Annotated in this window: 25 protein-coding genes; 10 read left to right on the forward strand and 15 right to left on the reverse strand. The window is 71.0% G+C overall.

Annotated features, from left to right (window positions below; genetic code table 11):
• Positions 1–778: tetratricopeptide repeat protein (locus tag AC07C1_RS07385; RefSeq protein ID WP_478937525.1), on the forward strand; the 778-nt coding region annotated here is incomplete at its 5' end.
• A gap of 18 nt (positions 779–796) precedes the next feature.
• On the opposite strand, the gene AC07C1_RS07390 is transcribed toward AC07C1_RS07385, so the two are convergent.
• Both AC07C1_RS07390 and AC07C1_RS07395 read right to left on the reverse strand, forming a co-directional pair.
• Entirely contained in the window at positions 797–1780 is a 984-nt protein-coding gene (locus tag AC07C1_RS07390; protein WP_478937526.1) for an aldose epimerase family protein, read from the reverse strand.
• 26 nt (positions 1781–1806) lie between these two features.
• Positions 1807–2700 (reverse strand): SGNH/GDSL hydrolase family protein, encoded by an 894-nt coding sequence (locus AC07C1_RS07395; protein WP_478937527.1) that lies wholly within the window; start codon positions 2698–2700, stop codon positions 1807–1809.
• Between the two features lie 254 nt (positions 2701–2954).
• Here AC07C1_RS07395 and AC07C1_RS07400 point away from each other — a divergent pair, with 254 nt between their 5' ends.
• Positions 2955–3449, forward strand: coding sequence for a DUF3145 domain-containing protein (locus tag AC07C1_RS07400; RefSeq protein ID WP_478937529.1), 495 nt, complete (start codon positions 2955–2957; stop codon positions 3447–3449).
• Between the two features lie 57 nt (positions 3450–3506).
• On the opposite strand, the gene fabF is transcribed toward AC07C1_RS07400, so the two are convergent.
• The 5 genes from fabF to fasR form a co-directional block, all read right to left on the reverse strand.
• The gene (gene fabF / locus AC07C1_RS07405; protein ID WP_478937531.1) at positions 3507–4769 is read right to left on the reverse strand and encodes a beta-ketoacyl-ACP synthase II; all 1263 of its coding nucleotides are present in this window, start codon (positions 4767–4769) and stop codon (positions 3507–3509) included.
• Positions 4770–4855: 86 nt separating this feature from the next.
• Entirely contained in the window at positions 4856–5104 is a 249-nt protein-coding gene (locus AC07C1_RS07410; RefSeq protein ID WP_018545314.1) for an acyl carrier protein, read from the reverse strand.
• Positions 5105–5210: 106 nt separating this feature from the next.
• Positions 5211–6242 (reverse strand): beta-ketoacyl-ACP synthase 3, encoded by a 1032-nt coding sequence (locus AC07C1_RS07415; RefSeq protein ID WP_478937532.1) that lies wholly within the window; start codon positions 6240–6242, stop codon positions 5211–5213.
• Between the two features lie 10 nt (positions 6243–6252).
• Positions 6253–7203, reverse strand: coding sequence for an ACP S-malonyltransferase (locus AC07C1_RS07420; protein WP_478937534.1), 951 nt, complete (start codon positions 7201–7203; stop codon positions 6253–6255).
• Positions 7204–7292: 89 nt separating this feature from the next.
• A complete protein-coding gene (gene fasR / locus AC07C1_RS07425; protein ID WP_478937535.1) occupies positions 7293–8498 on the reverse strand; it encodes a fatty acid biosynthesis transcriptional regulator FasR in 1206 nt (401 codons plus the stop codon).
• A gap of 115 nt (positions 8499–8613) precedes the next feature.
• On the opposite strand from fasR, the gene AC07C1_RS07430 reads away from it, so the two are divergent.
• Positions 8614–9270: a pirin family protein gene (locus tag AC07C1_RS07430; protein ID WP_478937536.1), complete on the forward strand. Its 657-nt coding sequence runs from the start codon at positions 8614–8616 to the stop codon at positions 9268–9270.
• A gap of 15 nt (positions 9271–9285) precedes the next feature.
• Here AC07C1_RS07430 and AC07C1_RS07435 read toward each other — a convergent pair whose 3' ends face one another.
• The 3 genes from AC07C1_RS07435 to AC07C1_RS07445 form a co-directional block, all read right to left on the reverse strand.
• On the reverse strand, positions 9286–11217 hold the full coding sequence (locus tag AC07C1_RS07435) for a serine/threonine-protein kinase (protein WP_478937537.1): 1932 nt from the start codon (positions 11215–11217) through the stop codon (positions 9286–9288).
• A gap of 63 nt (positions 11218–11280) precedes the next feature.
• Entirely contained in the window at positions 11281–12108 is an 828-nt protein-coding gene (locus tag AC07C1_RS07440) for a serine hydrolase domain-containing protein (protein ID WP_478937538.1), read from the reverse strand.
• A gap of 19 nt (positions 12109–12127) precedes the next feature.
• Positions 12128–12601, reverse strand: a complete 474-nt coding sequence (locus AC07C1_RS07445) for an N-acetyltransferase family protein (RefSeq protein ID WP_478937539.1) — start codon at positions 12599–12601, stop codon at positions 12128–12130.
• Positions 12602–12699: 98 nt separating this feature from the next.
• Here AC07C1_RS07445 and AC07C1_RS07450 point away from each other — a divergent pair, with 98 nt between their 5' ends.
• A complete protein-coding gene (locus tag AC07C1_RS07450; RefSeq protein WP_478937540.1) occupies positions 12700–13167 on the forward strand; it encodes a MerR family transcriptional regulator in 468 nt (155 codons plus the stop codon).
• Positions 13168–13181: 14 nt separating this feature from the next.
• Here the strand turns inward: AC07C1_RS07450 and AC07C1_RS07455 are convergent, their stop codons facing one another.
• The 3 genes from AC07C1_RS07455 to AC07C1_RS07465 form a co-directional block, all read right to left on the reverse strand.
• The gene (locus AC07C1_RS07455) at positions 13182–14030 is read right to left on the reverse strand and encodes a DUF4429 domain-containing protein (RefSeq protein ID WP_478937542.1); all 849 of its coding nucleotides are present in this window, start codon (positions 14028–14030) and stop codon (positions 13182–13184) included.
• Between the two features lie 66 nt (positions 14031–14096).
• Positions 14097–15314: an alpha/beta hydrolase gene (locus tag AC07C1_RS07460; RefSeq protein WP_478937543.1), complete on the reverse strand. Its 1218-nt coding sequence runs from the start codon at positions 15312–15314 to the stop codon at positions 14097–14099.
• A gap of 139 nt (positions 15315–15453) precedes the next feature.
• Positions 15454–16080: a TetR family transcriptional regulator gene (locus AC07C1_RS07465; RefSeq protein WP_478937545.1), complete on the reverse strand. Its 627-nt coding sequence runs from the start codon at positions 16078–16080 to the stop codon at positions 15454–15456.
• 113 nt (positions 16081–16193) lie between these two features.
• Between AC07C1_RS07465 and AC07C1_RS07470 the strand changes: the two genes are divergently transcribed.
• Positions 16194–17813, forward strand: coding sequence for an MFS transporter (locus AC07C1_RS07470; protein WP_478937546.1), 1620 nt, complete (start codon positions 16194–16196; stop codon positions 17811–17813).
• Between the two features lie 235 nt (positions 17814–18048).
• A complete protein-coding gene (locus AC07C1_RS07475; protein WP_478937547.1) occupies positions 18049–18357 on the forward strand; it encodes a small hydrophobic protein in 309 nt (102 codons plus the stop codon).
• Between the two features lie 200 nt (positions 18358–18557).
• On the opposite strand, the gene AC07C1_RS07480 is transcribed toward AC07C1_RS07475, so the two are convergent.
• Both AC07C1_RS07480 and aceE read right to left on the reverse strand, forming a co-directional pair.
• Positions 18558–19298, reverse strand: coding sequence for a potassium channel family protein (locus AC07C1_RS07480; RefSeq protein WP_478937549.1), 741 nt, complete (start codon positions 19296–19298; stop codon positions 18558–18560).
• A gap of 93 nt (positions 19299–19391) precedes the next feature.
• Complete coding sequence (aceE, locus tag AC07C1_RS07485) at positions 19392–22139, reverse strand: pyruvate dehydrogenase (acetyl-transferring), homodimeric type (RefSeq protein ID WP_478937550.1); 2748 nt, start codon at positions 22137–22139, stop codon at positions 19392–19394.
• A gap of 418 nt (positions 22140–22557) precedes the next feature.
• Here aceE and AC07C1_RS07490 point away from each other — a divergent pair, with 418 nt between their 5' ends.
• From AC07C1_RS07490 to AC07C1_RS07505, 4 genes are all read left to right on the forward strand, one after another.
• Positions 22558–22998, forward strand: coding sequence for a DUF3052 domain-containing protein (locus AC07C1_RS07490; RefSeq protein WP_478937551.1), 441 nt, complete (start codon positions 22558–22560; stop codon positions 22996–22998).
• A 136-nt stretch (positions 22999–23134) separates the two neighbouring features.
• Positions 23135–23593 carry a peroxiredoxin gene (locus AC07C1_RS07495; RefSeq protein WP_478937553.1) on the forward strand — a complete coding sequence of 153 codons (459 nt, stop codon included), beginning with the start codon at positions 23135–23137 and terminating at the stop codon, positions 23591–23593.
• A gap of 137 nt (positions 23594–23730) precedes the next feature.
• Positions 23731–24306 (forward strand): TerD family protein, encoded by a 576-nt coding sequence (locus tag AC07C1_RS07500; protein WP_478937554.1) that lies wholly within the window; start codon positions 23731–23733, stop codon positions 24304–24306.
• A gap of 99 nt (positions 24307–24405) precedes the next feature.
• On the forward strand, positions 24406–24984 hold the full coding sequence (locus tag AC07C1_RS07505) for a TerD family protein (RefSeq protein WP_478937555.1): 579 nt from the start codon (positions 24406–24408) through the stop codon (positions 24982–24984).
• Positions 24985–25153: the final 169 nt, after the last annotated feature.

A 25153-nucleotide genomic window follows, 5' to 3' on the forward strand; every position in this document is an offset into this window, starting at 1 on the left:
CCACCAGCAGGCCGCCGCTCGGTTCGCCGAGCTGGGTGACCATGACGGTGAGGGCCGGGCGCTGAACAATCTGGGTACGGCTTTGCAGCAGGTGCGGCGGTTCGATGAGGCGATCGACGCGCATCAGAAGGGCGCCGCTCGGTTCGCCGAGCTGGGTGACCATGACGGTGAGGGCCGGGCGCTGAACAATCTGGGTACGGCTTTGCAGCAGGTGCGGCGGTTCGACGAGGCGATCGACGCGCATCAGAAGGCCGCCGCCCGGTTCACGGAACTCGGCGACAGCGAGGGTGAGGGCCGGGCCCTGAACAATCTGGGCATGGCTTTGCAGCAGGTGCGGCGGTTCGACGAGGCCATCGACGCTCACCAGCAGGCCGCCGCCCGGTTCACCGAGCTGGGCGACAACGAGGGCCGGGTCCTGAACAACCTCGGCACCGCCCTGCAGTCCCGGGGGCTGTGGCGGGTGCGCAAGGGCAAGAGCCAGAGCGAGGCCAAGGGCCAGAGCGATGCCAGGAGCGACGCCAAGGTGCGCGGCGAGCGGCTGGTGCCGCTCGCCGTGGATGCGCCCTCGGCGTCCTCGGCCTCCGCGGCGTCCCCGGCCGTATCGGCCTCCTGGGCCACCGCTGCCTCCTCGTCCCCGGAGCTGGCCGCGCGGACGGAGGTCCTGGCGCTCACGCCGGCGGACGAGTCGTCGCCGGCGCAGGCCGACCTCCAGATGGAGAACAAGCGCTGGGGACGCCGCCGTAAGATCCTGGACCCCGTGCTCTCCGACGACCTGTAGGGAGGCGGGACGGCGCCGTCAGCAGCCCCGGACGCCGAAGCCGTACACCGTCTCCGAGCGGTACACCTCGCCCGGCCGCAGTTCCGTACCGGGGAACTGCGGCCGGTTGGGGGAGTCCGGGAAGTGCTGGGTCTCCAGGGCGATGCCGTCGCCGGGAGCGAACGGGTCCGAGAGGTGGTCGGCCGTGTAGAGCTGGAGGCCCGGCTCGGTCGTCGCCACGGTCAGGGTCCGCCCGGACGCCGGCTCGTGCAGCTCGGCCACCTCCTCGGGGGTCTCGGTCACCCCCTTGTCCAGGACGAAGTTGTGGTCGTAGCCCGAGCCGACCTTGCGGGCCTCCCGGAAGTCGAAGCGGGAGCCGGACACGTCCCGCAGCCCTCCGGTCGGGATCAGGTCCGCGTCGACCGGGGTGTACCGGGACGCGGCGAGCCGCAGTTCGTGCCCGCCGGCGGTGCCCGTGTCGGGGCCGGCCAGGTTGAAGTAGCTGTGGTTGGTGAGGTTGATCACCGTCGGCGCGTCCGTCACCGCCTCGTACGCGACCCGCAGCGCGCCGGAAGCGTCCAGCGTGTACGTCGCCGACACCTCCAGCCGGCCCGGGAAGCCCTCCTCGCCGTGCGCGCTCACCCGGCTCAGCCGCACCCCGTGCTCGACCGGTTCCGCGTCCCACACCCGCTTGTCGAAGCCGCGGTGGCCGCCGTGCAGCGAGTGGGGCCCGTTGTTCGGCTCCAGCGCGTACACCCGGTCGTCCAGGGGGAAGCGGGCGCCCGCGATCCGGTTGGCGTACCGGCCGACCAGGGCGCCGAAGTACGGCTCCGGGTGCGCGAGATAGCCGTCCAGCCCGGCGAATCCCAGCACCACGGGGGCCCTGTCCCCCTCCCGGTCCGGGACCTCCACCGACCGCACGATCCCGCCGTACGTCAGGACCTCCACCCGTGTCCCGGCACGCTCCAGCGTCCAGCGATGAACCTCGGTGCCGTCGGAAAGTGTGCCGAAAAGTTCGCTCATGTGGAAAACACTAGGCGGCCGGCGCCCTAGGGGACCGGATTCGGCGCGGTGATCGTCCGGTAGGCGATCGACGCGAGCCGTGCCTGGCCGTCCCGGCTCGGGTGGAACCAGTCCCAGTGGCTGAGCTGGTCGGTGCCGAAGTCGTAGTCGTAGACCGCGTTGCCGTCGAAGCGGCAGCGGCGGTCCTTGGCGCACACCTCCCGCAGCACCGTGTTGTACTCCACCACCCGCTGCTGCACCTGGTCCCGGCGCAGGGTGGCCGCGCTGGTCAGGTCGTCCGCGCCGGCCAGCATGGACGGGCAGATGCCCAGCTTCCACACCTGCTTGCCCAGCGCGTTGGTCCGGCCCTCGGACCACAGCCGCTTGAGGTTCGGCACGCTCGCCACGTACACCTGGGTCCTGGGCAGCGTCGAACGCAGCGTGCTCAGCGCCTCCTCGAAGTCCGCGCGGAAGTCGGCGACCGAGGTCATCGCCGACGCCGACGCACGGCAGGCGTCGTTCGCCCCGGCCATCACCGTCACCAACTCCGGTTCACGGGCGGCCGCCTGCGCCATCTGCTCCGGCAGGTCGGCCATCCGGGCGCCGGTCACCGCGTAGTTCCAGCTGTGCTCCGCCGCCCCGGTCACCCCGAGCAGCCGCACCGCCAAGCTGTCCACCTCGGCGTCGCTGCCCGTCGCCCACGACACCTCGGGGCAGTCCGCCAGCACCGTGCACGCGTCGAAACCGCGCGTGATCGAGTCGCCGACCGCCGCGATCGAGTCCGGGCTGCGGTTCCACACCGGGGCCGGCCGCGCGGCCCGCGCCTTGGTGGCCTCCGGCGCCGGCGAACCCCCGCCACCGGCGTCGCATCCGGCGAGCCCCAGCACGGCGGCCGCCACGACGGCAAGAGCCGCCCGTGTACGGCTGCTTCGCTTCCGCATCCCCTGGTGATCCCCTCGTCGTCGCTCCGGGCTTCCTCCATAACAACGTGCGAGGGTTCCCGGCCGGGCCCGCCGGAACGGCGCACCCCCGTACAAGCGTCCCCCTGGGTGAATGGCGGCGGTTTCCTGGCACCGGGACCGACGGTACGTCACACTCCTTGCGCCGCCGCAGGGTAGCCTCGCCATCAACGCGGCCGTCGTGCCACTGCCGCCCAGCCAGTCCGCAAGATGTCCCGCTCTGCCCGGAGGTTCCGGTGACGACACGTGGAGTTCTGTACGTGCACTCCGCGCCGCGCGCGCTGTGCCCGCACGTCGAGTGGGCCGTCGCCGGGGTGCTCGGCACGCGCGTCAGCCTCGACTGGATCCGGCAGCCCGCGGCCCCCGGTACCTGGCGCTCGGAGTGCTCCTGGCAGGCCGAGGCCGGCACGGCCTCCAAACTCGCCTCGGCGCTGCGCGGCTGGCACCTGCTGCGCTTCGAGGTCACCGCCGAGCCCTGCCCGACCGCCGAGGGCGAGCGCTACAGCTGCACCCCCGACCTCGGCATCTTCCACGCCGTCACCGGCATCCACGGCGACATCCTCATCCCCGAGGACCGCCTCCGTGCGGCCCTGCAGCGCAGCCAGCGGGGGGAGACCGACCTGGAGGCCGAACTCTCCAAGCTCCTCGGCAAGCCCTGGGACGACGAACTCGAGCCGTTCAGATATGCGGGAGAGGGCGCACCGGTGCGCTGGCTGCACCAGGTGGTCTGAGTATCCGGACACGAGGAAGGGCCCCCACCTGCCGGTGGAGGCCCTTCACTCACGTTCTCAGATCGTCCGGAACGCCAGGACCACGTTGTGCCCGCCGAAGCCGAACGAGTCGTTCAGCGCGGCGATGCGGCCCTCGGGCAGAGCCCGCGCCTCACCGGTCACCACATCCGCGTTGACCTCCGGGTCGAGGTTCTCCACGTTGATGGTCGGCGGAGCCGTACGGTTCACCAGCGCCAGGATCGACGCGACGGTCTCGATGCCACCGGCGCCGCCCAGCAGGTGACCGGTCATCGACTTCGTCGCGGAGATGGCCATGTGGTCGACGTCGTCGCCGAACACCTTCCGCAGCGCCTTGATCTCGGCGACGTCGCCCTGCGGCGTCGACGTGGCGTGCGCGTTCACGTGCACGATCTCGGCCGGCTTCAGATCCGTGTTGTCCAGCAGGTTCTGCAGCGCGTGCGCGATGCCGTTGCCGGACGGCTCCGGCTGCGTGATGTGGTGGCTGTCCGCGGAGATGCCCTGGCCGACCGCCTCGACGTAGATCCGCGCGCCGCGGGCCTTCGCGTGCTCCTCGGACTCCAGCACGATCACACCGGCGCCCTCACCGAGCACGAAGCCGTCGCGGCCGGCGTCGTAGGGACGCGAGGCGCCCTCGGGGTCGTCGTTGTTCTTGGACATCGCCATCATGTTGCCGAACGCTGCGATGGGCAGCGGGTGGATGGCGGCCTCGGTACCACCGGCCACGACGATGTCCGCACGCCCGGTGCGGATCATCTCGATCGCGTACCCGATGGCCTCCGCGCCCGAGGCGCAGGCCGAGACGGGGGTGTGCACACCGGCGCGGGCACCCAGCTCGATCCCGACGTTGGCCGCCGGGGAGTTGGGCATCAGCATCGGCACCGTGTGCGGGGAGACGCGGCGTACGCCCTTCTCCTTGAGCACGTCGTACTGGTCCAGGAGCGTCGTCACACCGCCGATGCCGGAGGCGATGACAGCACCGAGACGGTCGGGGTTCACGGACGCGTCCTCACCGGCCCTGACGGTGAAACCGGCGTCCTTCCAGGCCTCCTGAGCGGCGATCAGCGCGAACTGCGCGGACCGGTCCAGCTTGCGGGCCTGCGGCCGGGGGATGACCTCGCCCGGCTCGACGGCGATCTGCGCGGCGATGCGGACGGGCAGCTCGGCCGCCCACTCCTGCTGGAGGAGGCTGACGCCGGACTTGCCGGCGACCAGGCCCTCCCAGGTAGAAACTGCGTCGCCACCCAGCGGTGTGGTTGCGCCGATACCGGTGACGACCACGGTGCGATTGGTCGGGCTCACGGGAATTCTTTCTCCAACGGATGCGGGATTCATACGGCGCCACCGCCGGGTGGCGGGGCCTTGCAGCCTGCGGCCTAAGGGGTGGCTCAGGCCTGGTGCTTGAGGATGTAGTCGGTCGCGTCGCCGACGGTCTTCAGGTTCTTGACGTCCTCGTCCGGGATCTTCACGTCGAAGCGCTCCTCGGCGGCGACGACTACCTCGACCATGGACAGCGAGTCGACGTCCAGGTCGTCGGTGAAGGACTTGTCCAGCTGGACGTCCTCGGTGGGGATCCCGGCGATCTCGTTCACGATCTCGGCGAGACCGGCGACGATCTCTTCCTGAGTGGCGGCCATGTCAGGCGCTCCTTCTTCGATATTCCAGACGGTTTAACGGCGCCCGCCGCGCTAGCGGCAGACGGTGCTGCTCCCGCACCGGATCGCGTGATCCGACACGGAGTGCCTAGGGGAGGGTAACGACCGTGGCGGCGAAGACGAGACCCGCCCCGAACCCGATGACGAGCGCGGTGTCGCCACTCTTCGCCTCCCCGGTCGCCAGAAGCCGCTCCATCGCGAGCGGAATCGAGGCGGCCGAGGTGTTGCCGGTGGTGCGGATGTCACGGGCGACCGTGACATGCTCCGGCAGTTTCAGCGTCTTCACCATCGAGTCGATGATCCGCACGTTGGCCTGGTGCGGGATGAAGACGTCCAGGTCGTCCGCGGTGATCCCGGCCGCGTCCAGCGCCTGCTGGGCGACCTTCGCCATCTCGAACACGGCCCAGCGGAACACCGCCTGGCCCTCCTGCGTGATCGCAGGGAACTTGACGTTGCCCTCGCTGTCGAGGGGCAGTTCGGTGACGTCGCCGATGTGGAAGCGGTCCCAGGGAACGGTCTGCTTGATCGTCTCGGACTTGTCGCCCTCGGAGCCCCACACGGTCGGGCCGATGCCCGGCTCCTGGGCGGGGCCGACCACGACCGCGCCGGCGCCGTCGCCGAACAGGAAGGCCGTGGCCCGGTCCTCCAGGTCGGTCAGGTCGCTGAGCCGCTCCACGCCGATCACGAGCACGTACTCGGCGGAACCTTCCACCACCATGCCCTTGGCGAGCGTCAGGCCGTAACCGAAGCCCGCGCAGCCGGCCGAGATGTCGAACGCGGCGGCCTTGTTCGTGCCCAGCTTGTCCGCGATCTCGGTGGCGACGGCCGGGGTCTGGCTGAAGTGCGAGACGGTCGAGACGACCACCGCGCCGATCTGCTCGGCGTCGATGCCGGCGTCCGCGACCGCCTTGCCGGAGGCCTCGACGGCCATCGCGGCGACGGTCTCCTCGGGGCCCGCCCAGTGCCGGGTCTCGATGCCGGAGCGCGAGCGGATCCACTCGTCGGACGAGTCGATCTTCTCGAGGATCACCGCGTTGGGCACCACCCGGGTCGGCCGGTAGCCACCGACACCGAGGATGCGCGCGTACGGGGCGCCCTTGCTGGGCTTGATCTTCGCCATGTACGGCTCCTTAGGCACCTGCGTGCTCGGAGATGAGCGCGCGGGCCGCGTCGAGATCGTCGGGGGTCTTGAGGGCCAGCGTCCGCACGCCGGGCAGCGCCCGCTTGGCCAGGCCCGTCAGGGTGCCGCCCGGGCACACCTCGACGAGCGTGGTGATCCCCAGCTCCTTGAAGGTCTCCATGCACAGGTCCCAGCGCACGGGGTTGGCGACCTGACCGACCAGCCGCTCCAGCACCTCGGCCCCGGTGGCCACGGTCCGGCCGTCCCGGTTGGAGACGTAGGGCACCTTCGGGTCGGCGGGCGCCAGTTCCACGGCGGCCTTGGCCAGCGTCTCGACGGCGGGGGCCATGTGGCGGGTGTGGAAGGCGCCGGCCACCTTCAGCGGGACGACCTTGCGGACGCCCTCGGGCTTGTCCTCGTTCAGCGCGGCCAGCTGCTCCAGCGTGCCGGCGGCGACGATCTGGCCCGCGCCGTTGATGTTCGCCGGGGTCAGGCCCAGCTTCTCCAGGTGCGCGACCGACGTCTCGGGGTCACCGCCGAGCAGCGCCGACATGCCGGTCTCGGTGATCGCGGCGGCGTCGGCCATGGCCAGACCCCGCTTGCGGACCAGGCTCAGCGCGGCGGTGTCCTCCAGGACCCCGGCGAAGGCGGCGGCGGTGATCTCACCGACGCTGTGGCCGGCGACCGCGCCCGGCACGGTCACGGCGCCCGCCGCGTCAGCGGCGAACGCGTACGTACCGAGTGCCGCGGCGGACAGGAGGCCGGCGGCGACCAGCAGCGGCTGGGCCACCGCGGTGTCCCGGATGGCGTCGGCGTCGGCATGGGTGCCGTAGTGGACGAGGTCCAGTCCGATGGCGTCCGACCACGCGGCGACGCGGTCCGCGGCACCGGGCAGGTCGAGCCAGGGGGTCAGAAAGCCGGGCGTCTGGGCGCCCTGGCCGGGAGCGACGAGTACGAGCACTCTCACACTCTCTCTTGGGGACGGGCACGGCCGCCCGTGAGGACAGGGACGAAGAACACGAAGGGGTTTTGTGGACCCCCCACAAAACCTTATGCCTGGGGTTCACCATCGGCCAGACGCCCCAGGATGAGCGCGATCCGCAGTGTGAAGGCGGATCGTACATCGGAGGGTGACCACCCGGTGACATCAGTCACACGTCGGAGCCGGTAGCGCACGGTGTTCGGGTGAACGAAGAGCATCCGGGCCGCGCCTTCCAGGCTGCTCGCCTGCTCCAGGTAGACACTCAGTGTTTCCAGCAGCGCCGAGCCCGCTTCCTCCAGCGGTCTGTAGATCTCCTCCACCAACTGCTCCCGGGCGCCCGGATCGCCCGCGATCGCCCGCTCCGGCAGCAGATCGTCCGCCAGCGCCGGCCGCGGCGCGTCCTGCCAGGCGGAACACGCCTTCAGCCCCGCGGCGGCGGCCTGCGCGGACCGGGTGGCGGCCAGCAGATCGGGTACGACGGGCCCCGCGACGACCGGCCCGGCGGCGAACGGCCCGATCAGCGACTTGGCCACGGCGAGCGGATTGGCGCTGCCCCCGGCGATGACCACGAGCCGGGCCCCGAGGACCCCGGTGAGCACCTGCAGCTTGGCGTGCCGGGCGGCCCGCCGGATCGCCTCGACGGTCAGCTCGCTGTCCCCGTCGGGCGCGGTCCCGAGCACCACGCACACATGCTCCGGCGAGTTCCAGCCGAGCGCGGCGGCCCGGCTGACGGCCCCCTCGTCGGCCTCCCCGCTGAGCACCGCGTTCACCACCAGCGACTCCAGCCGCGCGTCCCAGGCACCCCGTGCCTCGGCGGCCTGGGCGTACACCTGGGCGGTGGCGAAGGCGATCTCGCGGGCGTACACGAGCAGCGCCTCGCGCAGCACGCGCTCGTCGCCGGGCGCGGCCACCTCGTCGATGGCGCTCTCCATGACCTCGATGGTGGTCCGCACCATCTCCACGGTCTGCCGCAGCGTGATGGCCCGGGTCAGCTCGCGCGGCGCGGTCCCGAAGACGTCGGTGGAGATCGCCTGCGGGGCGTCCGGGTGCCGGAACCACTCGGTGAAGGCCGCGATGCCCGCCTGGGCCACGAGCCCGATCCAGGAACGGTTCTCCGGGGGCATGGCCCGGTACCACGGCAGGGTCTCGTCCATGCGCGCGATGGCCTGCGCGGCGAGACTCCCGGAGGACTGCTCCAGTCGCTTCAGGGTCGCGGCGTGCGAGTGGACGTTGCGTGCTGCGGGATCGATGCGGTGGGATTCGGGTTCGGGCACGGGGACAAGACTGCCTTATCCGGACGGGACCATGCGCCGCCGGGGTCACAGGTGACGGGCCCCGGGGTCCCGGGCGGCCTGCGACCGTCTCCCGGCGCGGTCTACGGTGGTGCCCGTGATCGACGTACGGCGCGCCGACGAGCGCTACCGCGGAGGGGACCCGGAGAGCGGCATCGACTCCCGCCACGCCTTCTCCTTCGGCCCGCACTACGACCCGGACAATCTGCGCTTCGGCACGGTGATCGCCTGCAACGAGGAGCGGCTCGCGCCCGGAGCGGGCTTCGACGAACACGCGCACAGCCACACCGAGATCGTGACCTGGGTGGTCGAGGGGGAGCTGACCCACCGGGACTCCACCGGCCACGAGACGACGGTCCGCCGCGGAGACGTCCAGCACCTCAGCGCGGCGGCCGGCGTCCGGCACGTGGAACGCAACGACGGCGACGCCCCGCTGACCTTCGTGCAGACCTGGCTGGCCCCGCCGGTGCCGGGCGGCACCCCGTCCTACGAGCTGGTCCCCGGCATCGCCGACTCCACGCCGTACGCCGTCCCCGGGGCGGGCGCCCTGCTGCACGTGCGCCGCCTGGCGCCGGGGGAGCGGGCCGCCGTACCGGACGCCGCGTACGTGTACGCACACGTGGTGCGCGGTGACGTCCGGCTGGCCGGCGAGGAACTGCGCCCCGGTGACTCGGCGCGGATCACCGGGGAGACGGGCCTGGAGGTGGAGGGGGTCACGCCGGCCGAGCTGCTGCTGTGGGAGCTGCCCCGGTGAGCGGCGCCGAACCGCTCACTCCTGCCTGGCGGGCTCCTCGGCGTTCCGCCACACAGTGATGTCCACCGTCATGTAGTCGCCGAGGTCGGACTTGGGGGCGGTGCCCTGGAAGGTGACCAGGGCGATGTGGCCGGACGTCGTGTGCACGCACAGCTGGGAACCCGCCGACAGCTGGGAGAGCTTGGCCTCCTGCGCGTACCGGGTCTCGGTCCGGCAGGTGGCGAGCGAGCCCTGCTGCGCGTTGTTCAGCAGGACGATCTTCTGGCCGCTGCTGCCGAGGACCTTCTCGTCGCCGAAGCCGTTGGTCTCGTAGAAGAGGTCGGCGTCGTCGACGTACCGGGCACCGGTGTCGTCGTACAGGGGCTTGGGCGGCGAGTCCGCGAACCGCACGTAGTAGTTCATCGGGATGTCGATGCCCTTGAAGGAGATCGGCTTCGGGTCGGGCCGGGCCGACGGGCCGCCGGAGCCGGTGCCCGAGCCGGAGCCGGAGCCGGAGCCCGAGTCGGAGTGCGCGGCGGAACCCTTCGCGGAGTTGCCGGTGGCCTTGTCCTTCGTGTCGCCGCCCATCCTGCTCAGGTAGAAGGCGCCGCCCCCGCCGACCAGCACCGCCGCCACGACGACCGCGGCGATCACACCGATCCGGTTCCGGCGCCGCGGCCGCGGCCGCGGCTGGGGCTGGGGCTGGGGCTGGGTCCCGGGCCACGGAACGGCCGGCGCGGTGGCGGCCGGCGGGCCGTACGACTGCGGCGGCGCCGGCGTGTGCGGGGCGGCCGCCGTCGGTGCGGTGTGCGGGGCGGCCACCGTCGGCACGGCGTGCGGTGCCGGCCGGTCGACGTGGGTCACCGGAGCGGTCGGCGGCGGCGCCGGCACCGCCGCGGTGGGCCCGCCCGCGGGAGGGGTGGCCGGCGGCGCCGGTATGGCGGTGGCGGGCCGGGTCACGGGTGCGGTGGCCGGCGGCGACGGTACCACCCCGGTGGGGTGGGTCACGGGCGCGGTGGCCGGCGGCGCCTGGGTGGGCGCGGCGGGCTGGGCCGCCAGCGCGGCGGACGCCGAGACCCGCCGGGTGATCTGGGTGCCGATCGCCTCCGGCAGCCACTCGCCGGACTGGCGCAGCCCGCCCGGGGAGGCCTCCTGGCACAGCGCGATGACCTCCGCCGGGGACGGACGGTCCGCCGGGTTCTTCGCCAGACAGCGGGCCACGAACCCGAGGGTGTCGGGCAGGCCGGTCAGGTCGGGTTCCTCGTGGACGATCCGGTACAGCACGGCGTGCGAGGGCCCGTCGCCGTACGCGCCGGCGCCGCGGGCCGCGAACGCGGCGACCTGGCCGAGCGCGAACACGTCCGAGGCGGGCGTGATCTCCTTCCCGGCGGCCTGTTCCGGTGACATGAAGGCGGGGGTGCCGATGGAGACGCCGGTGCCGGTGAGGGCCGTGGCGTCGGTGGCCCGCGCGATGCCGAAGTCGATGACCCGGGGGCCGTCGCCGGCCAGCAGCACGTTGGACGGCTTCAGGTCGCGGTGCACGATGCCCGCGCCGTGGATGACCGACAGCGCCTCCGCCACACCCGCGACCAGCAGCAGGAGGGTGGGCACCGGAAGCCGGCCGTGCTCGGCGACGGCCGCCGCCAGCGAGGGCCCCGGCACGTACGCGGTGGCCAGCCAGGGCCGTTCGCCGTCGGTGTCGTAGTCGATGACCGGCGCGGTGTACAGGCCCTGCACGCGCTGCGCGGCCTGGACCTCCTGCCGGAACCTGCGGCGGAACTCGGGGTCTTCGCCCAGTTCCGGCCGGATGGTCTTGAGGGCGATCGGATGCCCGCCGGGGGTGTACGACAGGTACACCGTGCCCATGCCGCCCGAACCGAGGCGCGCCGCGAGCCGGTAGCCCGCCACCGCCTGCGGGTCGCCGCTCTCCAACGGCCGGAACTGGCCGTCTGCTTGAACCCCGCCCATCACTTTCCCCCGATGCCTGTGCCTGAGATCTCGTTGTGCACGGGGGAGGTTATCGGACGACGTTCAGTGCGCGCCGCCGGACTCCCGAAGCACCGCGTCCGTGAAGGCCGGCCACGCCTCGATCGCCCAGGGCCCGAACGCCCGGTCCGTCAGCGCGACCCCGGCCAGCCCGGCGTCGGGGTCGATCCACAGGAACGTACCGGACTGTCCGAAGTGGCCGAAGGTCCGCGGCGACGAGGAACCGCCGGTCCAGTGCGGCGACTTGGCGTCGCGGATCTCGAAACCGAGTCCCCAGTCGTTCGGGTTCTGGTGCCCGTACCCCGGCAGCACCCCCTTGGTGCCCGGGTACTGCACGGTCATCGCCGCCGCGACCGTGCGCGGGTCCAGCAGCCGCGGCGCCTGCACCTCGGCCGCGAACCGCAGCAGATCCTCCACCGTCGAGACGCCGTCCTTGGCCGGCGAACCGGCCAGCGACGTCGCGGTCATCCCCAGCGGCTCCAGCACGGCCTGGCGCAGATACTCGTTGAACGGGATGTCCGTCGCCTTGGCGATGTGGTCACCGAGCTGCTCGAACCCGGCGTTGGAGTACAGCCGCCGCTCCCCGGGCGGGGCCGTCACCCGGTGCTCGTCGAAGGCCAGCCCGGAGGTGTGCGCGAGCAGATGGCGCACCGTGGACCCGGGCGGACCGGCCGGCTCGTCCAGCTCGACGGCGCCCTCCTCGTACGCGACGAGCGCCGCGTAGGCCGCCAGCGGCTTGGTGACCGAGGCGAGCGGGAAGCGGTGCCCGACGGGGCCGTGCGTCCCGAGGACGGTCCCGTCGGCTCGTACGACGCCCGCCGCGGCGGTGGGGACGGGCCAGTTTCCGATCAGCGCCAGGCTCTGCAACGACATGGCAGCGAGCCTATGCGGCTCACAGCTCCAACCGCATCGAGGGGTCGGGCTTGCGCACGAATCCCAGCGAGGCGTACAGCGGCTCGGCCGCGGCGGACGCGTTGAGGTCGACCTGCCGGGCCCCGCGCCCGCGGAACCACCCCAACAGTTCCTCCATGCACGCGCGCGCGTAGCCGCGCCGCCGGGCGTCCGGGTCGGTCGCGACACTGAAGACGTGGCCGACGCGGCCGTGCGGGTTGCCGGTCCTGCCGATGCGGTACTCGAGTGTCCCGGCGGCCAGCGCCACCAGTGCCCCCGGCCGGCCCGGACGGTCGACGACGAAGGCCACGAAGTCCCCGTCCGGCCCGGCGAGCCGGTCCCGGAGCGTCGGCAGGGACTCGGTGTGCCAGTCGGTCGGGCCGCCCCCCGACTCGGACATCGAGTCGATCATGACCTGTCGCAGCCGCAGCACTTCGGGGGCGTCCTCGGGCCGGGCCCGGCGTACAAGACTCATGGGCCGCACGCTAGTCACCGGCCCTGGAGGGCGTCATGCCGATTTCCTGACCGGACCCGCTTGCTTGGAGTGCACTCGAAGGCCATAGCGTTGGGGGCATGACGGTGATGCAGACCACGCCAGCGGACACCGAGACCACCACCCCCGCCGACATCTGCTCCGCCCCGCCCCGGCGCCACCCACGACCCGACGGCCAGGACCGCTACACGATCAGCGAGGTCGTCGCGTTCACCGGCCTGACCGCGCACACCCTGCGCTGGTACGAGCGGATCGGCCTGATGCCGCACGTCGACCGCTCGCACACCGGCCAGCGCCGCTACAGCAACCGCGACCTGGACTGGCTGGACTTCGTGACCAAGCTGCGGCTGACCGGCATGCCGGTGGCGGACATGGTCCGGTACGCGGAGCTGGTGCGCGAGGGCGAGACCACATACGCGCAGCGGCGGGGGCTGCTGGAGTCGACCCGCAGGGATGTCCTGGCCAGGATCACGGAACTCCACGACACCCTCGCCGTCCTCGACCGGAAGATCAGCTTCTACGCGGCGGAGTCGGTGACGCCCCAGTAGCCGGGCGGCAGGCGTCAGAGCTGCGCGAGCAGCTCCGCCTTCTTGCAGGAGAACTCCTCGTCGGTGACCAGCCCGGCCTGGTGCAGCTCACCGAGGTGCCGGATCCGCTCGGCGATGTCGGCGGGGTCGCGCCGGGACGGGGCCGGTACCGCCGCCACGGGTCCCCGCGTCCGCACCGCCGCCAGGACGGCCGCCGCGAACGGCAGCGACTCGTGCACCGGCCCGTAGCCCAGCCCGAAGACCACCGATGCCGGGTCCTGGTCGGGCTGCGCCGGCCGGCCGGCGCCGGGCTCCCGCGGGAGCAGCCGCAGGTGCCCCTCGAAGACCTCCGGCGAGCGCCACTCCACACCGCTGAGGCCGGTGACGGGAAAGCTCTGGTCGCCGGCCTTCCACTTCGCGGAGGACGCCCCGGTCCAGGACCAGCGGAACTGGACGGACGTCCCGTCGAAGGACGCCTTCCCGTCGTACGCCTTGAACTGCAGGGGTGCCTCGGGCGCCGCGACCAGATGCCGTTCGCAGGGGCCGGACTCGGTCAGCAGTCCCCTCAGTTCGTCGGCGTAGTACTCGGCGAGGGTCCCGCGCTCGGCGGGCAGGACCAGCCGGTAGGGGTCGGAGCCCTCCTTGAGCTGACCGTCCGCCGCCTCCATCAGCGGGTCGGCACCGGCCCGCGGCACGAGGCGCAGGGCGACGGTGCCGCGCCTGCCCGGCGTGAGCGTCACGTCCTCGACCGCGGACAGCGGGACCCGCCGTTCCCCGAGCGCCTGGAACAGCTTCGGTGTTCGAATCCCCCGTTCGTAACGGATGAGCACGGAGTCGGACTCGAACCCCCAGACGGCATGAAAACCCGCCAGTACGTCACCCATGCGGCTCATCGTATGCGGCACGTGCTCCTCCGTCGCCACCCGCGCAGACCGCACTTCCTGCTCTTTCTACGCGCGTCCGGCCGTCAGGGTGCCGGGCAGACCGGCCCGGCACGCGTCGTTCTCCCGCGCGCACGTCACCGCGTCGTACGCGCCCACTCCGACCTCGGCGAGGTTGCGCAGGCTGTCCGTGCCCGGCTGGAAGTAGCCGGCGTGTCCTTGAGCGTCCCGCGCGGACAGCACCCGCGCGCCGAACGCCGAGGACACCGGGTCGGCACCGTGCCCGAGCCCGCCGAGTTCCAGGTACGGAACGTCCTGCACCCAGTCGGTGGCGTCCCGCATGGCCCACACCCGGGCCGTGGTGCCCAGGTGGGACGCCTCGGTGACCCGCATGCCGGGGCTCGCGGCCACCGCTATGTCGGTCACCCGGCGCGGCATGCCGTGCGCGGCGACCCCGCAGACCACCGAGCCGTAGCTGTGGCAGACCATCGCCACCCGGGCGCGGCCGGGCAGGGCGTGCAGCAGGCCGTTCAGCCGTACGGCGCCCTCCGCGGCGCGCAGCCCCGTGGCCGCGTCCACGCCGAGCCCGTCGGGGGTGGTGTAGTCGGCCCAGGCGATCACGGCCGTACGCGTCGTGGGGCTCGCCGTGCGCTCGGCCGCGTACAGCGCCTTCGCCATACCGACCGGGGCGCTGTACTGGCGATACGACCTCTGGAAGGTGAGCAGATCGGTGTCGACACCGGGGACGACCACCGAGACCCGCTGCGCCCGGTCGAGACTCCCGAACACCTCGGCGACCCGGCCCGAGCCCTGCGGGTCGAAGGCCAGGATGTGCCGGCCGGGCTCCAGCAGGGACTCGAACCGGCGCATACGGCGGCCCGCGTCCTGCTGTCCGGCCGCGCTCAGCCGACTGTCGTGCATGCGCTTCTTCTCGGCCTTGCGCGCCTGCGTCAGCGCGATGCGGTTGGCCCGGTAGCGCAGGGTCACGGGGGCGCCGTTCATATTGCCGACCGCGAGCGGGTAACGGTGGGCGAGACGGTCGCGGTCCTCGTGGGCGAGCGAGGCGAAGAAACGGGTCAGCAGCGCCGGGTCGGCCCCGGGGTCCGGCAGCGGGAGGCCGTGGATGCGGCCGTGCTCCCACTTGGTGAGCGAGGCCTGCAGAGCCGTCGACTCCCGGTGACTGCGCAGGGCGGTCCAGCCGGTGGTCGCGAGCATCACGAACACCACGGCCAGGGCCAGCAGCGCGCGCGAGACGTTGAGTTGCGGGGAGGTGTCGAAGGAAGTCACTGGGAGGACACACTAGGAGAACGAGAGGGTCTCGGGGTAACCGAGTGACAGGGATCACGTTTCGATGCGCGTCGAACGCTCCGCCGACGATCTGCCGGACACACGACCGACCGGTCTTCGGTACGCCCTGCCAACGATTTCAGGTGCTGCGCCAGTTCCCGGTCAGCGCGGACCCCACCTGATCGAGGTACGCCGCGGTGAGCGTGCGGATCGCCTCCGGGCTGAAGTCCCCGCCCGTGCTCCACTGCCGTTCGGTGACCCTTATCACCCCGCCGAACACGGCCACGGCCAGCCGCGGCCGCGGGTCGGTGTCCACGTCGACCCCCTCCCGCTCGGCCAGCAGGCGCGCGATCGTCTCCTCCGTGGCGGCCGAGCGGCGCAGATGGGCGGCGAGCAGCGCGGGCGTCGACTCGATGGTCCGGTACATGCGCAGGTACAGCTCGACCGGGACGGCCGCCTCGACGGTTTCGCGGATCGCGTCCCAGCCCTCCAGGACCGCCCGCCGCAGGGCCTCCATCGGCGCCTCGTGCGGCGGCCGTGCGCGCACGGCCGCCACGAAGTGCTCCTCCGTCATCGTCTGGACCGCGAAGGCGGCGTCCTCCTTGCCGGCGAAGTAGCGGAAGAAGGTGCGCTGCGAGACGTCGACGGCCTCGGCGATCTCGTCGACGGTCGTGCGCTCGTACCCCTGGGTGGTGAACAGTTCGAGAGCGGCCCGCAGCAGTGCTTCCCGGGTACGCCGCTTCTTGCGTTCGCGCAGCGTCTCCATGGCCTCTCTTCCGTGAACGTTCCGTCGGCTCAGCCTATGCGCTGGTGTCTTGTCAGTTACCGGCGTGTGAATTGGTTTGTCAATTGTCAGTGGCTGTCACTAGCCTCGAAGGTATGACTAGTCAGACCGCCATCGACGCCACGGGGCCGGGCGGCAAAACGCCGGGAGTCCCGACGGAGCCGACCCCGGCCGCGGGGCTGCGCGGCCATCCGTGGCTCACTCTCCTCACCGTCGCCGTAGGGGTCATGATGGTGGCCCTCGACGGCACCATCGTGGCGATCGCCAACCCGGCGATCGCGAAGGACCTGCACGCGAGCTTCTCGGACGTGCAGTGGATCACCAACGCCTACTTCCTCGCCCTCGCGGTCTGCCTGATCACTGCGGGCAAGCTCGGTGACCGCTTCGGCCACCGGCAGACCTTCCTCGTCGGTGTGACCGGCTTCGCCGCGGCCTCGGGCGCCATCGGCCTGTCGAACAGCATCGCCGCGGTCGTCACGTTCCGCGTGTTCCAGGGCCTGTTCGGCGCGCTGCTGATGCCGGCCGCGCTCGGCCTGCTGCGGGCCACCTTCCCGGCCGAGAAGCTGAACATGGCGATCGGCATCTGGGGCATGGTCATCGGCGCGTCCACCGCGGGCGGCCCGATCCTCGGCGGAGTCCTCGTCGAGCACGTCAACTGGCAGTCGGTGTTCTTCATCAACGTGCCGGTCGGCGCGCTCGCGCTCCTGCTGGGCGCGCTGATCCTGCTCGACCACCGCGCCGAGAACGCCCCGCGCTCCTTCGACGTGCCCGGCATCGCCCTGCTCTCGGGCGCGATGTTCTGCCTGGTGTGGGCGCTCATCAAGGCCCCGGCCTGGGGTTGGGGCGACAGCAGGACATGGATCTTCCTCGCCGTCTCGGTCGTGCTCTTCGGGCTCTTCGCCGTCTGGGAGACGAAGGTCGCGGAACCCCTGATCCCGCTGGGCCTGTTCCGCTCGGTCCCGCTGTCCGCGGGCGTCGTCCTGATGGTCCTGATGGCCATCGCCTTCATGGGCGGCCTGTTCTTCGTGACGTTCTACCTCCAGAACGTCCACGGCATGAGCCCCATCGACGCCGGTCTGCACCTGCTGCCGCTCACCGGCATGATGATCGTCGGCTCCCCGTTGGCGGGCGCCGCGATCACGAAGCTCGGCCCGCGCATCCCGCTGGCCGGCGGTATGGCCGCGACCGCGATCGCCATGTACGGCATGTCGACGCTCGAGGCCGGCACCGGCAGCGGCGTGATGTCCGTCTGGTTCGCCCTGCTCGGCCTCGGCCTCGCACCGGTGATGGTCGGCGCCACCGAGGTCATCGTCGGCAACGCCCCCATGGAGCTGTCCGGCGTGGCGGGCGGTCTCCAGCAGGCGGCCATGCAGATCGGCGGCAGCCTCGGTACGGCGGTGCTGGGTGCCGTGATGGCCTCCAAGGTCGACAGCGACCTGCCGGGCAACTGGGCCGACGCGGGACTGCCGAAGCTCGCCCCGGCACAGCTGGACCAGGCGTCCGAGGCGGTCCAGGTCGGCGTGGCCCCGGTGGCGAAGGGCACACCGGAGCCGATCGTCGCCAAGATCACCCAGGTCGCCCATGACACCTTCATCTCCGGAATGAGCCTCGCCTGCCTGGTGGCGGCCGGCGTGGCGGCGGTCGCCGTCCTCGTCGCGCTGCTCACCAAGCGGGGCGTGAACGCGGAGGCCGGCGCGGGCGTGGGTCACATCTGACCCGCGTGCTCCTGCCTCTTCCGGGCGGATTCGCCTATCAGGGTGACCCCGCTAAAGATCCCTCGCCCTCGGCGCGCGTCGCAGGTCACAGTGGGTCAAGTCCTCCGCAGGGCATGGGAGGACGGCCGGGCCGTGGCGCGCGCTGCCGGAGGGGGGCGGCGCGCGCAGGTCTGCCCCGGCGGAACCGGGGTACCCGCACCCCGAAGCCGAACTGTCCATGAGCCTCAGGGAGTTGATGATGGCTGGCTTCGGGCACGGAACGCGCGGGTACCCCCGGTCACGTGGCCGGATGTGGCAACGGACCGGGCCGGACCGTGCGACGCTCGGGATCATCGGAACCATCTGCGCGGTGGCCGGATTCTTCGCGCTGGGCATCATCCTCGGCCCGGTCGCGATGTTCTGCGGCTGGCAGTCCATGGGCCGCAAGTGGTCCAACGACCGCAACATCCCGGCCGTGGTGGCCCTGATCCTCGGTGCGATCGACACCCTGCTGGCCCTCATCGCCCTGGCAGGCGCGGCGACTTGGGGCCACGGACTTCTGTAACCGGCGGCGCTCCGGCGCTGCGCCGCCTTCGGGGTGGCGCGGCGCCGCCGTGCTGCTCCGGCCGGTGGCGCTTCGTCGTCGTGCCGGGGACCGTCGTGCGGCTGGGGCTGCGGCTGCGGGTGCGTGGGAGCTGTTCGCGCAGTTCCCCGCGCCCCTGGGCGCTGCGGTACCGCCCGCCGCCTCAGCACCGGGTGCCGAGATCAACGCCGTTGCTCCTGGCGCTCCGCCAGCCGAGTCACCTCCGCCCGCAGCAGGCGGACCTCCTCCACCAGGGAGGTGATCGCCTCGGTCTGCCGCCGCTCCTCCACGTCGTCCTTCTCGAACCGCGCGATGAACCACGCGGCGATGTTCGCGGTCACCACACCCAGCAGTGCGATCCCCGACAGCATCAGCCCCACCGCGATCACCCGCCCGAGCCCGGTCGTCGGCGCGTGATCCCCGTATCCCACGGTCGTCATCGTCGTGAACGACCACCACACCGCGTCACCCAGCGTCCGGATGTTCCCGTCCGGTGAGTCCCGTTCCACGGACAGCACCGCCAGCGACCCGAACATCAGCAGCCCGATCACGGAACCGACGACGTACGTGGTCAGCCGGATCTGCGGAGCCATCCGTGCCCGCCGCCCCACCAGCAGCAGCGTCGAGACCAACCGCAGCAGCCGCAGCGGCTGCAGCACCGGCAGCACCACGGCGCACAGGTCGGGCCAGTGCCGCCGCACGAACTCCCTGCGCCGGGGCGCGAGGGCCAGCCGTACCACGTAGTCCACCGCGAACGCCCCCCACACCGCCCACTCGACGGCGGTGCAGACGGCCGTCAGCGCATGCCCCGCGGAACCGTTCACGATCGGCACCGCGTACGCGAGGGCGAACGCCACCGCCAGCGCCAGCAGAGGCCGTTGGGTGCGCCGTTCCCAGGCCGCCTGCGCCGATTGTCGTTCCATGTCCGCATCGTAAAGAGAAGGTAAGGGCGGTGGAGAATCGAACTCCACCGCCCTTCAGCCGCTCACGGGCCGCTCGAGCCGCTGAGCGGGGTGTCAGGCGTCGCCGCCCGCGGCCCCCGGGTCGGCCGCCGAGACGTCCAGCAGCCGGTACCGGTCGATGGCCTGCTTCAGCACGGAGCGGTCGACCTTGCCCTCGCGCGCCAGCTCGGTCAGCACCGCCACCACGATCGACTCGGCGTCGATGTGGAAGAAGCGGCGCGCCGCGCCCCGGGTGTCCGCGAAGCCGAAGCCGTCCGCGCCCAGCGACTGGTACGTGCCCGGCACCCACCGCGCGATCTGGTCCGGCACCGATCGCATCCAGTCGGACACGGCCACGAACGGGCCCTCGGACCCGCTGAGCTTCCGCGTCACGAACGGCACCCGCTGCTCCTCCTCCGGATGCAGCAGGTTGTGCCGCTCGCACTCCACGGCCTCGCGGCGCAGCTCGTTCCAGGAGGTCGCGGACCACACGTCCGCCTTGACGTCCCACTCCTCGGCGAGGATCTTCTGCGCCTGAAGCGCCCACGGCACCGCGACACCGGACGCCATGATCTGCGCCGGGATCGAGCCGCCGGTGCCCTCACCGATCCTGTGGACGCCCTTGACGATGCCCTCGACGTCCACGTCCGCCGGCTCGGCCGGGTGCTGGATGGGCTCGTTGTAGACGGTCAGGTAGTAGAAGACGTCCTCGCCGTGCGGGTGCTCGGGCGAGCTGCCGTACATCCGGCGCAGGCCGTCCTGCACGATGTGCGCGATCTCGTACCCGTACGCCGGGTCGTAGGCCACGCACGCCGGGTTCGTCGAGGCGAGCAGCTGCGAATGGCCGTCCGCGTGCTGCAGACCCTCACCGGTCAGGGTCGTACGGCCGGCGGTCGCGCCCAGTACGAAACCGCGCGCCAGCTGGTCGGCCATCTGCCAGAACTGGTCACCGGTGCGCTGGAAACCGAACATCGAGTAGAAGACGTACACCGGGATCAGCGGCTCGCCGTGCGTGGCGTACGCCGAGCCGGCCGCGATCAGCGAGGCCGTGCAGCCCGCCTCGGAGATGCCGTCGTGCAGCATCTGGCCGGTCGGCGACTCCTTGTACGCGAGCAGCAGATCACGGTCGACCGCCTCGTACTGCTGGCCGAGCGGGTTGTAGATCTTCGCACTCGGGAAGAAGGAGTCCATGCCGAACGTGCGGTACTCGTCCGGCGCGATGAGCACGAACCGCTTGCCGATCTCCTTGTCCCGCATGAGGTCCTTCAAGAGCCGGACGAAGGCCATCGTCGTCGCGATGGACTGCTGACCCGAGCCCTTCTTCACGGTCGCGTACGTCTTGTCGTCCGGCAACGCGAGCGGCTCGGAGCGCACGACACGCGTCGGGACGTACCCGCCGAGCCCCTTGCGCCGGTCGTGCATGTACTGGATCTCCTCCGTGTCCCGGCCCGGGTGGTAGTACGGCGGCACGCCGGACTCCAGCTCCTTGTCGGAGATCGGCAGGTGCAGACGGTCCCGGAAGCGCTTGAGGTCGTCGACCGTCAGCTTCTTCATCTGGTGCGTGGCGTTGCGGCCCTCGAAGTTCGGGCCCAGCGTCCAGCCCTTGATCGTCTTGGCCAGGATGACCGTCGGCTGGCCCTTGTGCTCCTTGGCCGCCTTGAACGCCGCGTAGATCTTGCGGTGGTCGTGACCGCCGCGGCCCAGGTGCAGGATCTGGTCGTCGGTCATGTTCTCGACCATCGCGCGCAGCCGGTGGTCGTCACCGAAGAAGTGCTCGCGGATGTAGGCGCCGGACTCGGTGGCGTACGTCTGGAACTGACCGTCCGGAGTCGTGTTCATCTTGTTGACCAGCACGCCGTCGCGGTCCTGCGCGAGCAGCGGGTCCCAGGTGCGGTCCCAGACGAGCTTGATCACGTTCCAGCCGGCGCCCCGGAAGACCGACTCCAGCTCCTGGATGATCTTGCCGTTGCCGCGCACCGGGCCGTCGAGCCGCTGCAGGTTGCAGTTGACCACGAAGGTCAGGTTGTCGAGGCCCTCACGCGCGGCGATGGACAGCTGGCCGAGCGACTCCGGCTCGTCCATCTCACCGTCGCCGAGGAAGGCCCACACATGGGACCGGGAGGTGTCCGCGATGCCGCGCGCCTCCATGTAGCGGTTCATCCGCGCCTGGTAGATCGCGCCCAGCGGGCCGAGGCCCATGGAGACCGTCGGGAACTCCCAGAAGTCCGGCATCGAGCGCGGGTGCGGATAGCTGGACAGGCCCTCGGGATACTTCGACTTCTCCTGGCGGAAGCCGTCGAGCTGGTTCTCGGTGAGCCGGTCGAGCAGGTAGGCGCGCGCGTAGATGCCGGGGGAGGCGTGGCCCTGGAAGAAGACCTGGTCGCCGCCGTCGCCCTCGTCCTTGCCGCGGAAGAAGTGGTTGAAGCCGACGTCGTACAGCGAGGCGGAGGAGGCGAACGTGGCGATGTGGCCGCCGACGCCGATGCCGGGGCGCTGCGCGCGCGAGACCATCACGGCCGCGTTCCAGCGGGTCGCGTTCAGGATCCGGCGCTCGATCTCCTCGTTGCCCGGGAAGAACGGCTCGCTCTTGGTGGGGATCGTGTTGACGTAGTCCGTGCTGCGCATCTCGGGCACGGCCACGCGCTTCTCGCGGGCCCGCTCGATCAGGCGGAGCATGAGATAGCGGGCTCGTTCCCGGCCGCGCTCGTCGACGGCGGCGTCGAGGGAGTCGAGCCACTCCTGGGTCTCTTCGGGATCGAAGTCAGGAACCTGACTCGGAAGGCCGCCAATGATGATCGGGTTGCGATCGGATCCGGAAGCCACGCTGTTCCTTACCTGTCAGAGGGCCGCTTTTCATGGAGCTTCTTACTCGTGCCTGCACCGTTCCCCATCGTGTACCTCGGGAAGGCGTACGTCATCTCTACCGTGAGGTAACCGGTGCACAGGGCCGGTCAAAACGCAACGATACGCCCGGGGTGTGACGCGCATGGCAAAGTTGTTCGAGGTGCGCGACTACGGATGATTCCGAACCTCGCAAACCGGGCACATCGGTGTGATGTGGGTCGTGCGGAATCGGGATACGGTGCCAGGAGTTGCGGCGACACGGCCGGGATCGTCACCGTTTCGGCGGTCCCGACGGCCGGGTACTTGCGCGATCCGCCCCGCACGTGTGGACTACGGCCAATGCTTCGCGCACGCGCGTGGCTGAGATATTCATCAAGACATGATCAGGAGGCAACCCGTGAGCGCGACCGCGGACCACGCGGAGGAGCGGACGAACCCTGCCGCCAGGCTGGGGTTCCAGCCCGGGCAGGTGGTCCAGGAGATCGGCTACGACGACGACGTCGATCAGGAGCTCCGCGAGGCCATTGAGGAAGCCATCGAGGGCGACCTGATGGACGAGGAATATGACGACGTGGCCGACGCCGTTGTGCTTTGGTTCCGTGACGATGACGGTGACCTGACGGATTCGCTGGTGGATGCCACCACGTACATCGAAGAGGGCGGTGCGATCCTGCTCCTCACGCCGAAGACAGGCCGTTCGGGGTACGTGGAGCCGAGCGACATCCAGGACGCCGCCACGACGGCCGGACTGACGGCGGCGAAGAGCGTCAGCGTCGGCAAGGACTGGAGCGGTTCGCGTCTGGCGACGCCGAAGGCCGCGAGGTCCGGCAAGAGGTAAGCCGTCCCGTCCCCAGCACCGGACGGGCCGAGATCGCTCGGCCCGTCCGGCAGCCTGCGGTGATCGCTGCGTAGGGTGGTGCCGAGCGCTTTTGCTGTGCGCTCACCCCGACAGCCCACCGAAGGGATGCACGACGATGGCGATCCAGGTCGGCGACAAGGCGCCCGACTTCGAGCTCAAGGACAACCACGGCCGCACCGTGAAGCTCTCCGGCTTCCGCGGCGAGAAGAACGTGGTGCTCCTCTTCTACCCCTTCGCCTTCACCGGCGTGTGCACCGGCGAGCTGTGCGAGCTGCGCGACAACCTGCCGAAGTTCGCGGACCGCGACACCCAGCTGGTCGCCGTCTCCAACGACTCCATCCACACCCTGCGCGTCTTCGCCGAGCAGGAGGGCCTGGAGTACCCGCTGCTGAGCGACTTCTGGCCGCACGGCAACGTCTCGCGCGCCTACGGCGTCTTCGACGAGGACAAGGGCTGCGCCGTCCGCGGGACCTTCGTCATCGACAAGGAGGGCGTCGTGCGGTGGACCGTGGTGAACGGCCTTCCGGACGCCCGTGACCTGAACGACTATGTGAAGGCACTCGACACCCTGTAAGCCGACCGTGGTCGACACCCGTGATCTGCGGCCGCAGGGTCTGCGGGAGGCGGGAACCCGTCACTAGGATCGGCACGTTGATCCCATATCCGAAGCAGGACGGGGCTCCCCGCCCCTGGACACCACATGGAGGACCCGTGGGAGTCAGCCTCAGCAAGGGCGGCAACGTATCGCTGACGAAGGAGGCCCCGGGCCTGACCGCCGTCATCGTCGGTCTGGGCTGGGACGTGCGCACCACGACCGGCACGGACTTCGACCTCGACGCCAGCGCGCTGCTGCTGAACAACTCCGGCAAGGTCGCGAGCGACCAGCACTTCGTCTTCTTCAACAACCTCAAGAGTCCCGACGGCTCGGTCGAGCACACCGGTGACAACATCACCGGTGAGGGCGAGGGCGACGACGAGCAGATCAAGGTCGACCTGGCCGGTGTCCCGGCTGACGTCGACAAGATCGTCTTCCCGGTGTCGATCTACGACGCCGAGAACCGTCAGCAGTCCTTCGGTCAGGTCCGCAACGCGTTCATCCGCGTCGTCAACCAGGCGGGCGGGCAGGAGATCGCCCGCTATGACCTGAGCGAGGACGCCTCCACCGAGACCGCCATGGTCTTCGGCGAGCTGTACCGGAACGGGGCGGAGTGGAAGTTCCGCGCCATCGGTCAGGGCTACGCGTCCGGCCTGCGCGGCATCGCGCAGGACTTCGGCGTCAACGTCTGACGCCCGGCAACCCCGCACCAGTCCGGCGCCGCACCGTTTACGGGCGGCGCCGGACGCGCAGGACAACCAGGGAAGCACCACTAGGGGAGGACCAGCATCATGGGCGTCACGCTCGCCAAGGGAGGCAACGTCTCCCTCTCCAAAGCCGCACCGAACCTCACCAACGTCCTGATCGGGCTCGGCTGGGACGCCCGTTCCACCACCGGCGCCCCCTTCGACCTGGACGCCAGTGCGCTGCTGTGCGGCGGCGACAACCGGGTGCTGGGCGACGAGTACTTCGTGTTCTACAACCAGCTCAAGAGCCCCGAGGGCTCCGTGGAGCACACCGGCGACAATCTCACCGGTGAGGGCGAGGGCGACGACGAGTCGATCCTGGTCGACCTCGCCAAGGTGCCGGCGCGGTGCGAGAAGATCACCTTCCCGGTCTCGATCCATATGGCGGACGAGCGTGGCCAGACCTTCGGCCAGGTCTCCAACGCCTTCATCCGCGTGGTCAACCAGGCCGACGGCCAGGAACTGGCCCGCTACGACCTCAGTGAGGACGCCTCCACCGAGACCGCCATGATCTTCGGCGAGCTGTACCGCTACCAGGGCGAGTGGAAGTTCCGTGCCGTCGGACAGGGGTACGCGTCGGGGCTGCGGGGCATCGCCCTCGACTTCGGCGTGAACGTTTCGTAGGAGGGCACTCCGCAAGGGCCCGCGCTGTGGCTTTTCCGTGAGGGTTGCCCCGACCGGTACCGCCGGTAGGGTGCCCCTCTAGACTCGTGGTCAACATTTAGCAAAGCCGAGTACGGCGCGGGGGAAACCCTCCCCCAGACTCCGTCTGGGGGGTGCCCCCAACACACGA

It is taken from the genome of Streptomyces sp. NPDC045022 (assembly GCF_056432605.1).

Coding starts and splice junctions, on each gene's coding strand:
- AC07C1_RS07475 (WP_478937547.1), top strand. CDS start 18,049: ATGATGGCTGGCTTCGGGCACGGAACGCGCGGGTACCCCCGGTCACGT.
- AC07C1_RS07480 (WP_478937549.1), bottom strand. CDS start 19,298: ATGGAACGACAATCGGCGCAGGCGGCCTGGGAACGGCGCACCCAACGG.
- AC07C1_RS07410 (WP_018545314.1), bottom strand. CDS start 5,104: ATGGCCGCCACTCAGGAAGAGATCGTCGCCGGTCTCGCCGAGATCGTG.
- AC07C1_RS07450 (WP_478937540.1), top strand. CDS start 12,700: ATGACGGTGATGCAGACCACGCCAGCGGACACCGAGACCACCACCCCC.
- AC07C1_RS07440 (WP_478937538.1), bottom strand. CDS start 12,108: ATGTCGTTGCAGAGCCTGGCGCTGATCGGAAACTGGCCCGTCCCCACC.
- AC07C1_RS07435 (WP_478937537.1), bottom strand. CDS start 11,217: ATGGGCGGGGTTCAAGCAGACGGCCAGTTCCGGCCGTTGGAGAGCGGC.
- AC07C1_RS07505 (WP_478937555.1), top strand. CDS start 24,406: ATGGGCGTCACGCTCGCCAAGGGAGGCAACGTCTCCCTCTCCAAAGCC.
- AC07C1_RS07445 (WP_478937539.1), bottom strand. CDS start 12,601: ATGAGTCTTGTACGCCGGGCCCGGCCCGAGGACGCCCCCGAAGTGCTG.
- AC07C1_RS07455 (WP_478937542.1), bottom strand. CDS start 14,030: ATGGGTGACGTACTGGCGGGTTTTCATGCCGTCTGGGGGTTCGAGTCC.
- AC07C1_RS07465 (WP_478937545.1), bottom strand. CDS start 16,080: ATGGAGACGCTGCGCGAACGCAAGAAGCGGCGTACCCGGGAAGCACTG.
- AC07C1_RS07395 (WP_478937527.1), bottom strand. CDS start 2,700: ATGCGGAAGCGAAGCAGCCGTACACGGGCGGCTCTTGCCGTCGTGGCG.
- AC07C1_RS07495 (WP_478937553.1), top strand. CDS start 23,135: ATGGCGATCCAGGTCGGCGACAAGGCGCCCGACTTCGAGCTCAAGGAC.
- AC07C1_RS07415 (WP_478937532.1), bottom strand. CDS start 6,242: ATGGCGAAGATCAAGCCCAGCAAGGGCGCCCCGTACGCGCGCATCCTC.
- AC07C1_RS07390 (WP_478937526.1), bottom strand. CDS start 1,780: ATGAGCGAACTTTTCGGCACACTTTCCGACGGCACCGAGGTTCATCGC.
- AC07C1_RS07470 (WP_478937546.1), top strand. CDS start 16,194: ATGACTAGTCAGACCGCCATCGACGCCACGGGGCCGGGCGGCAAAACG.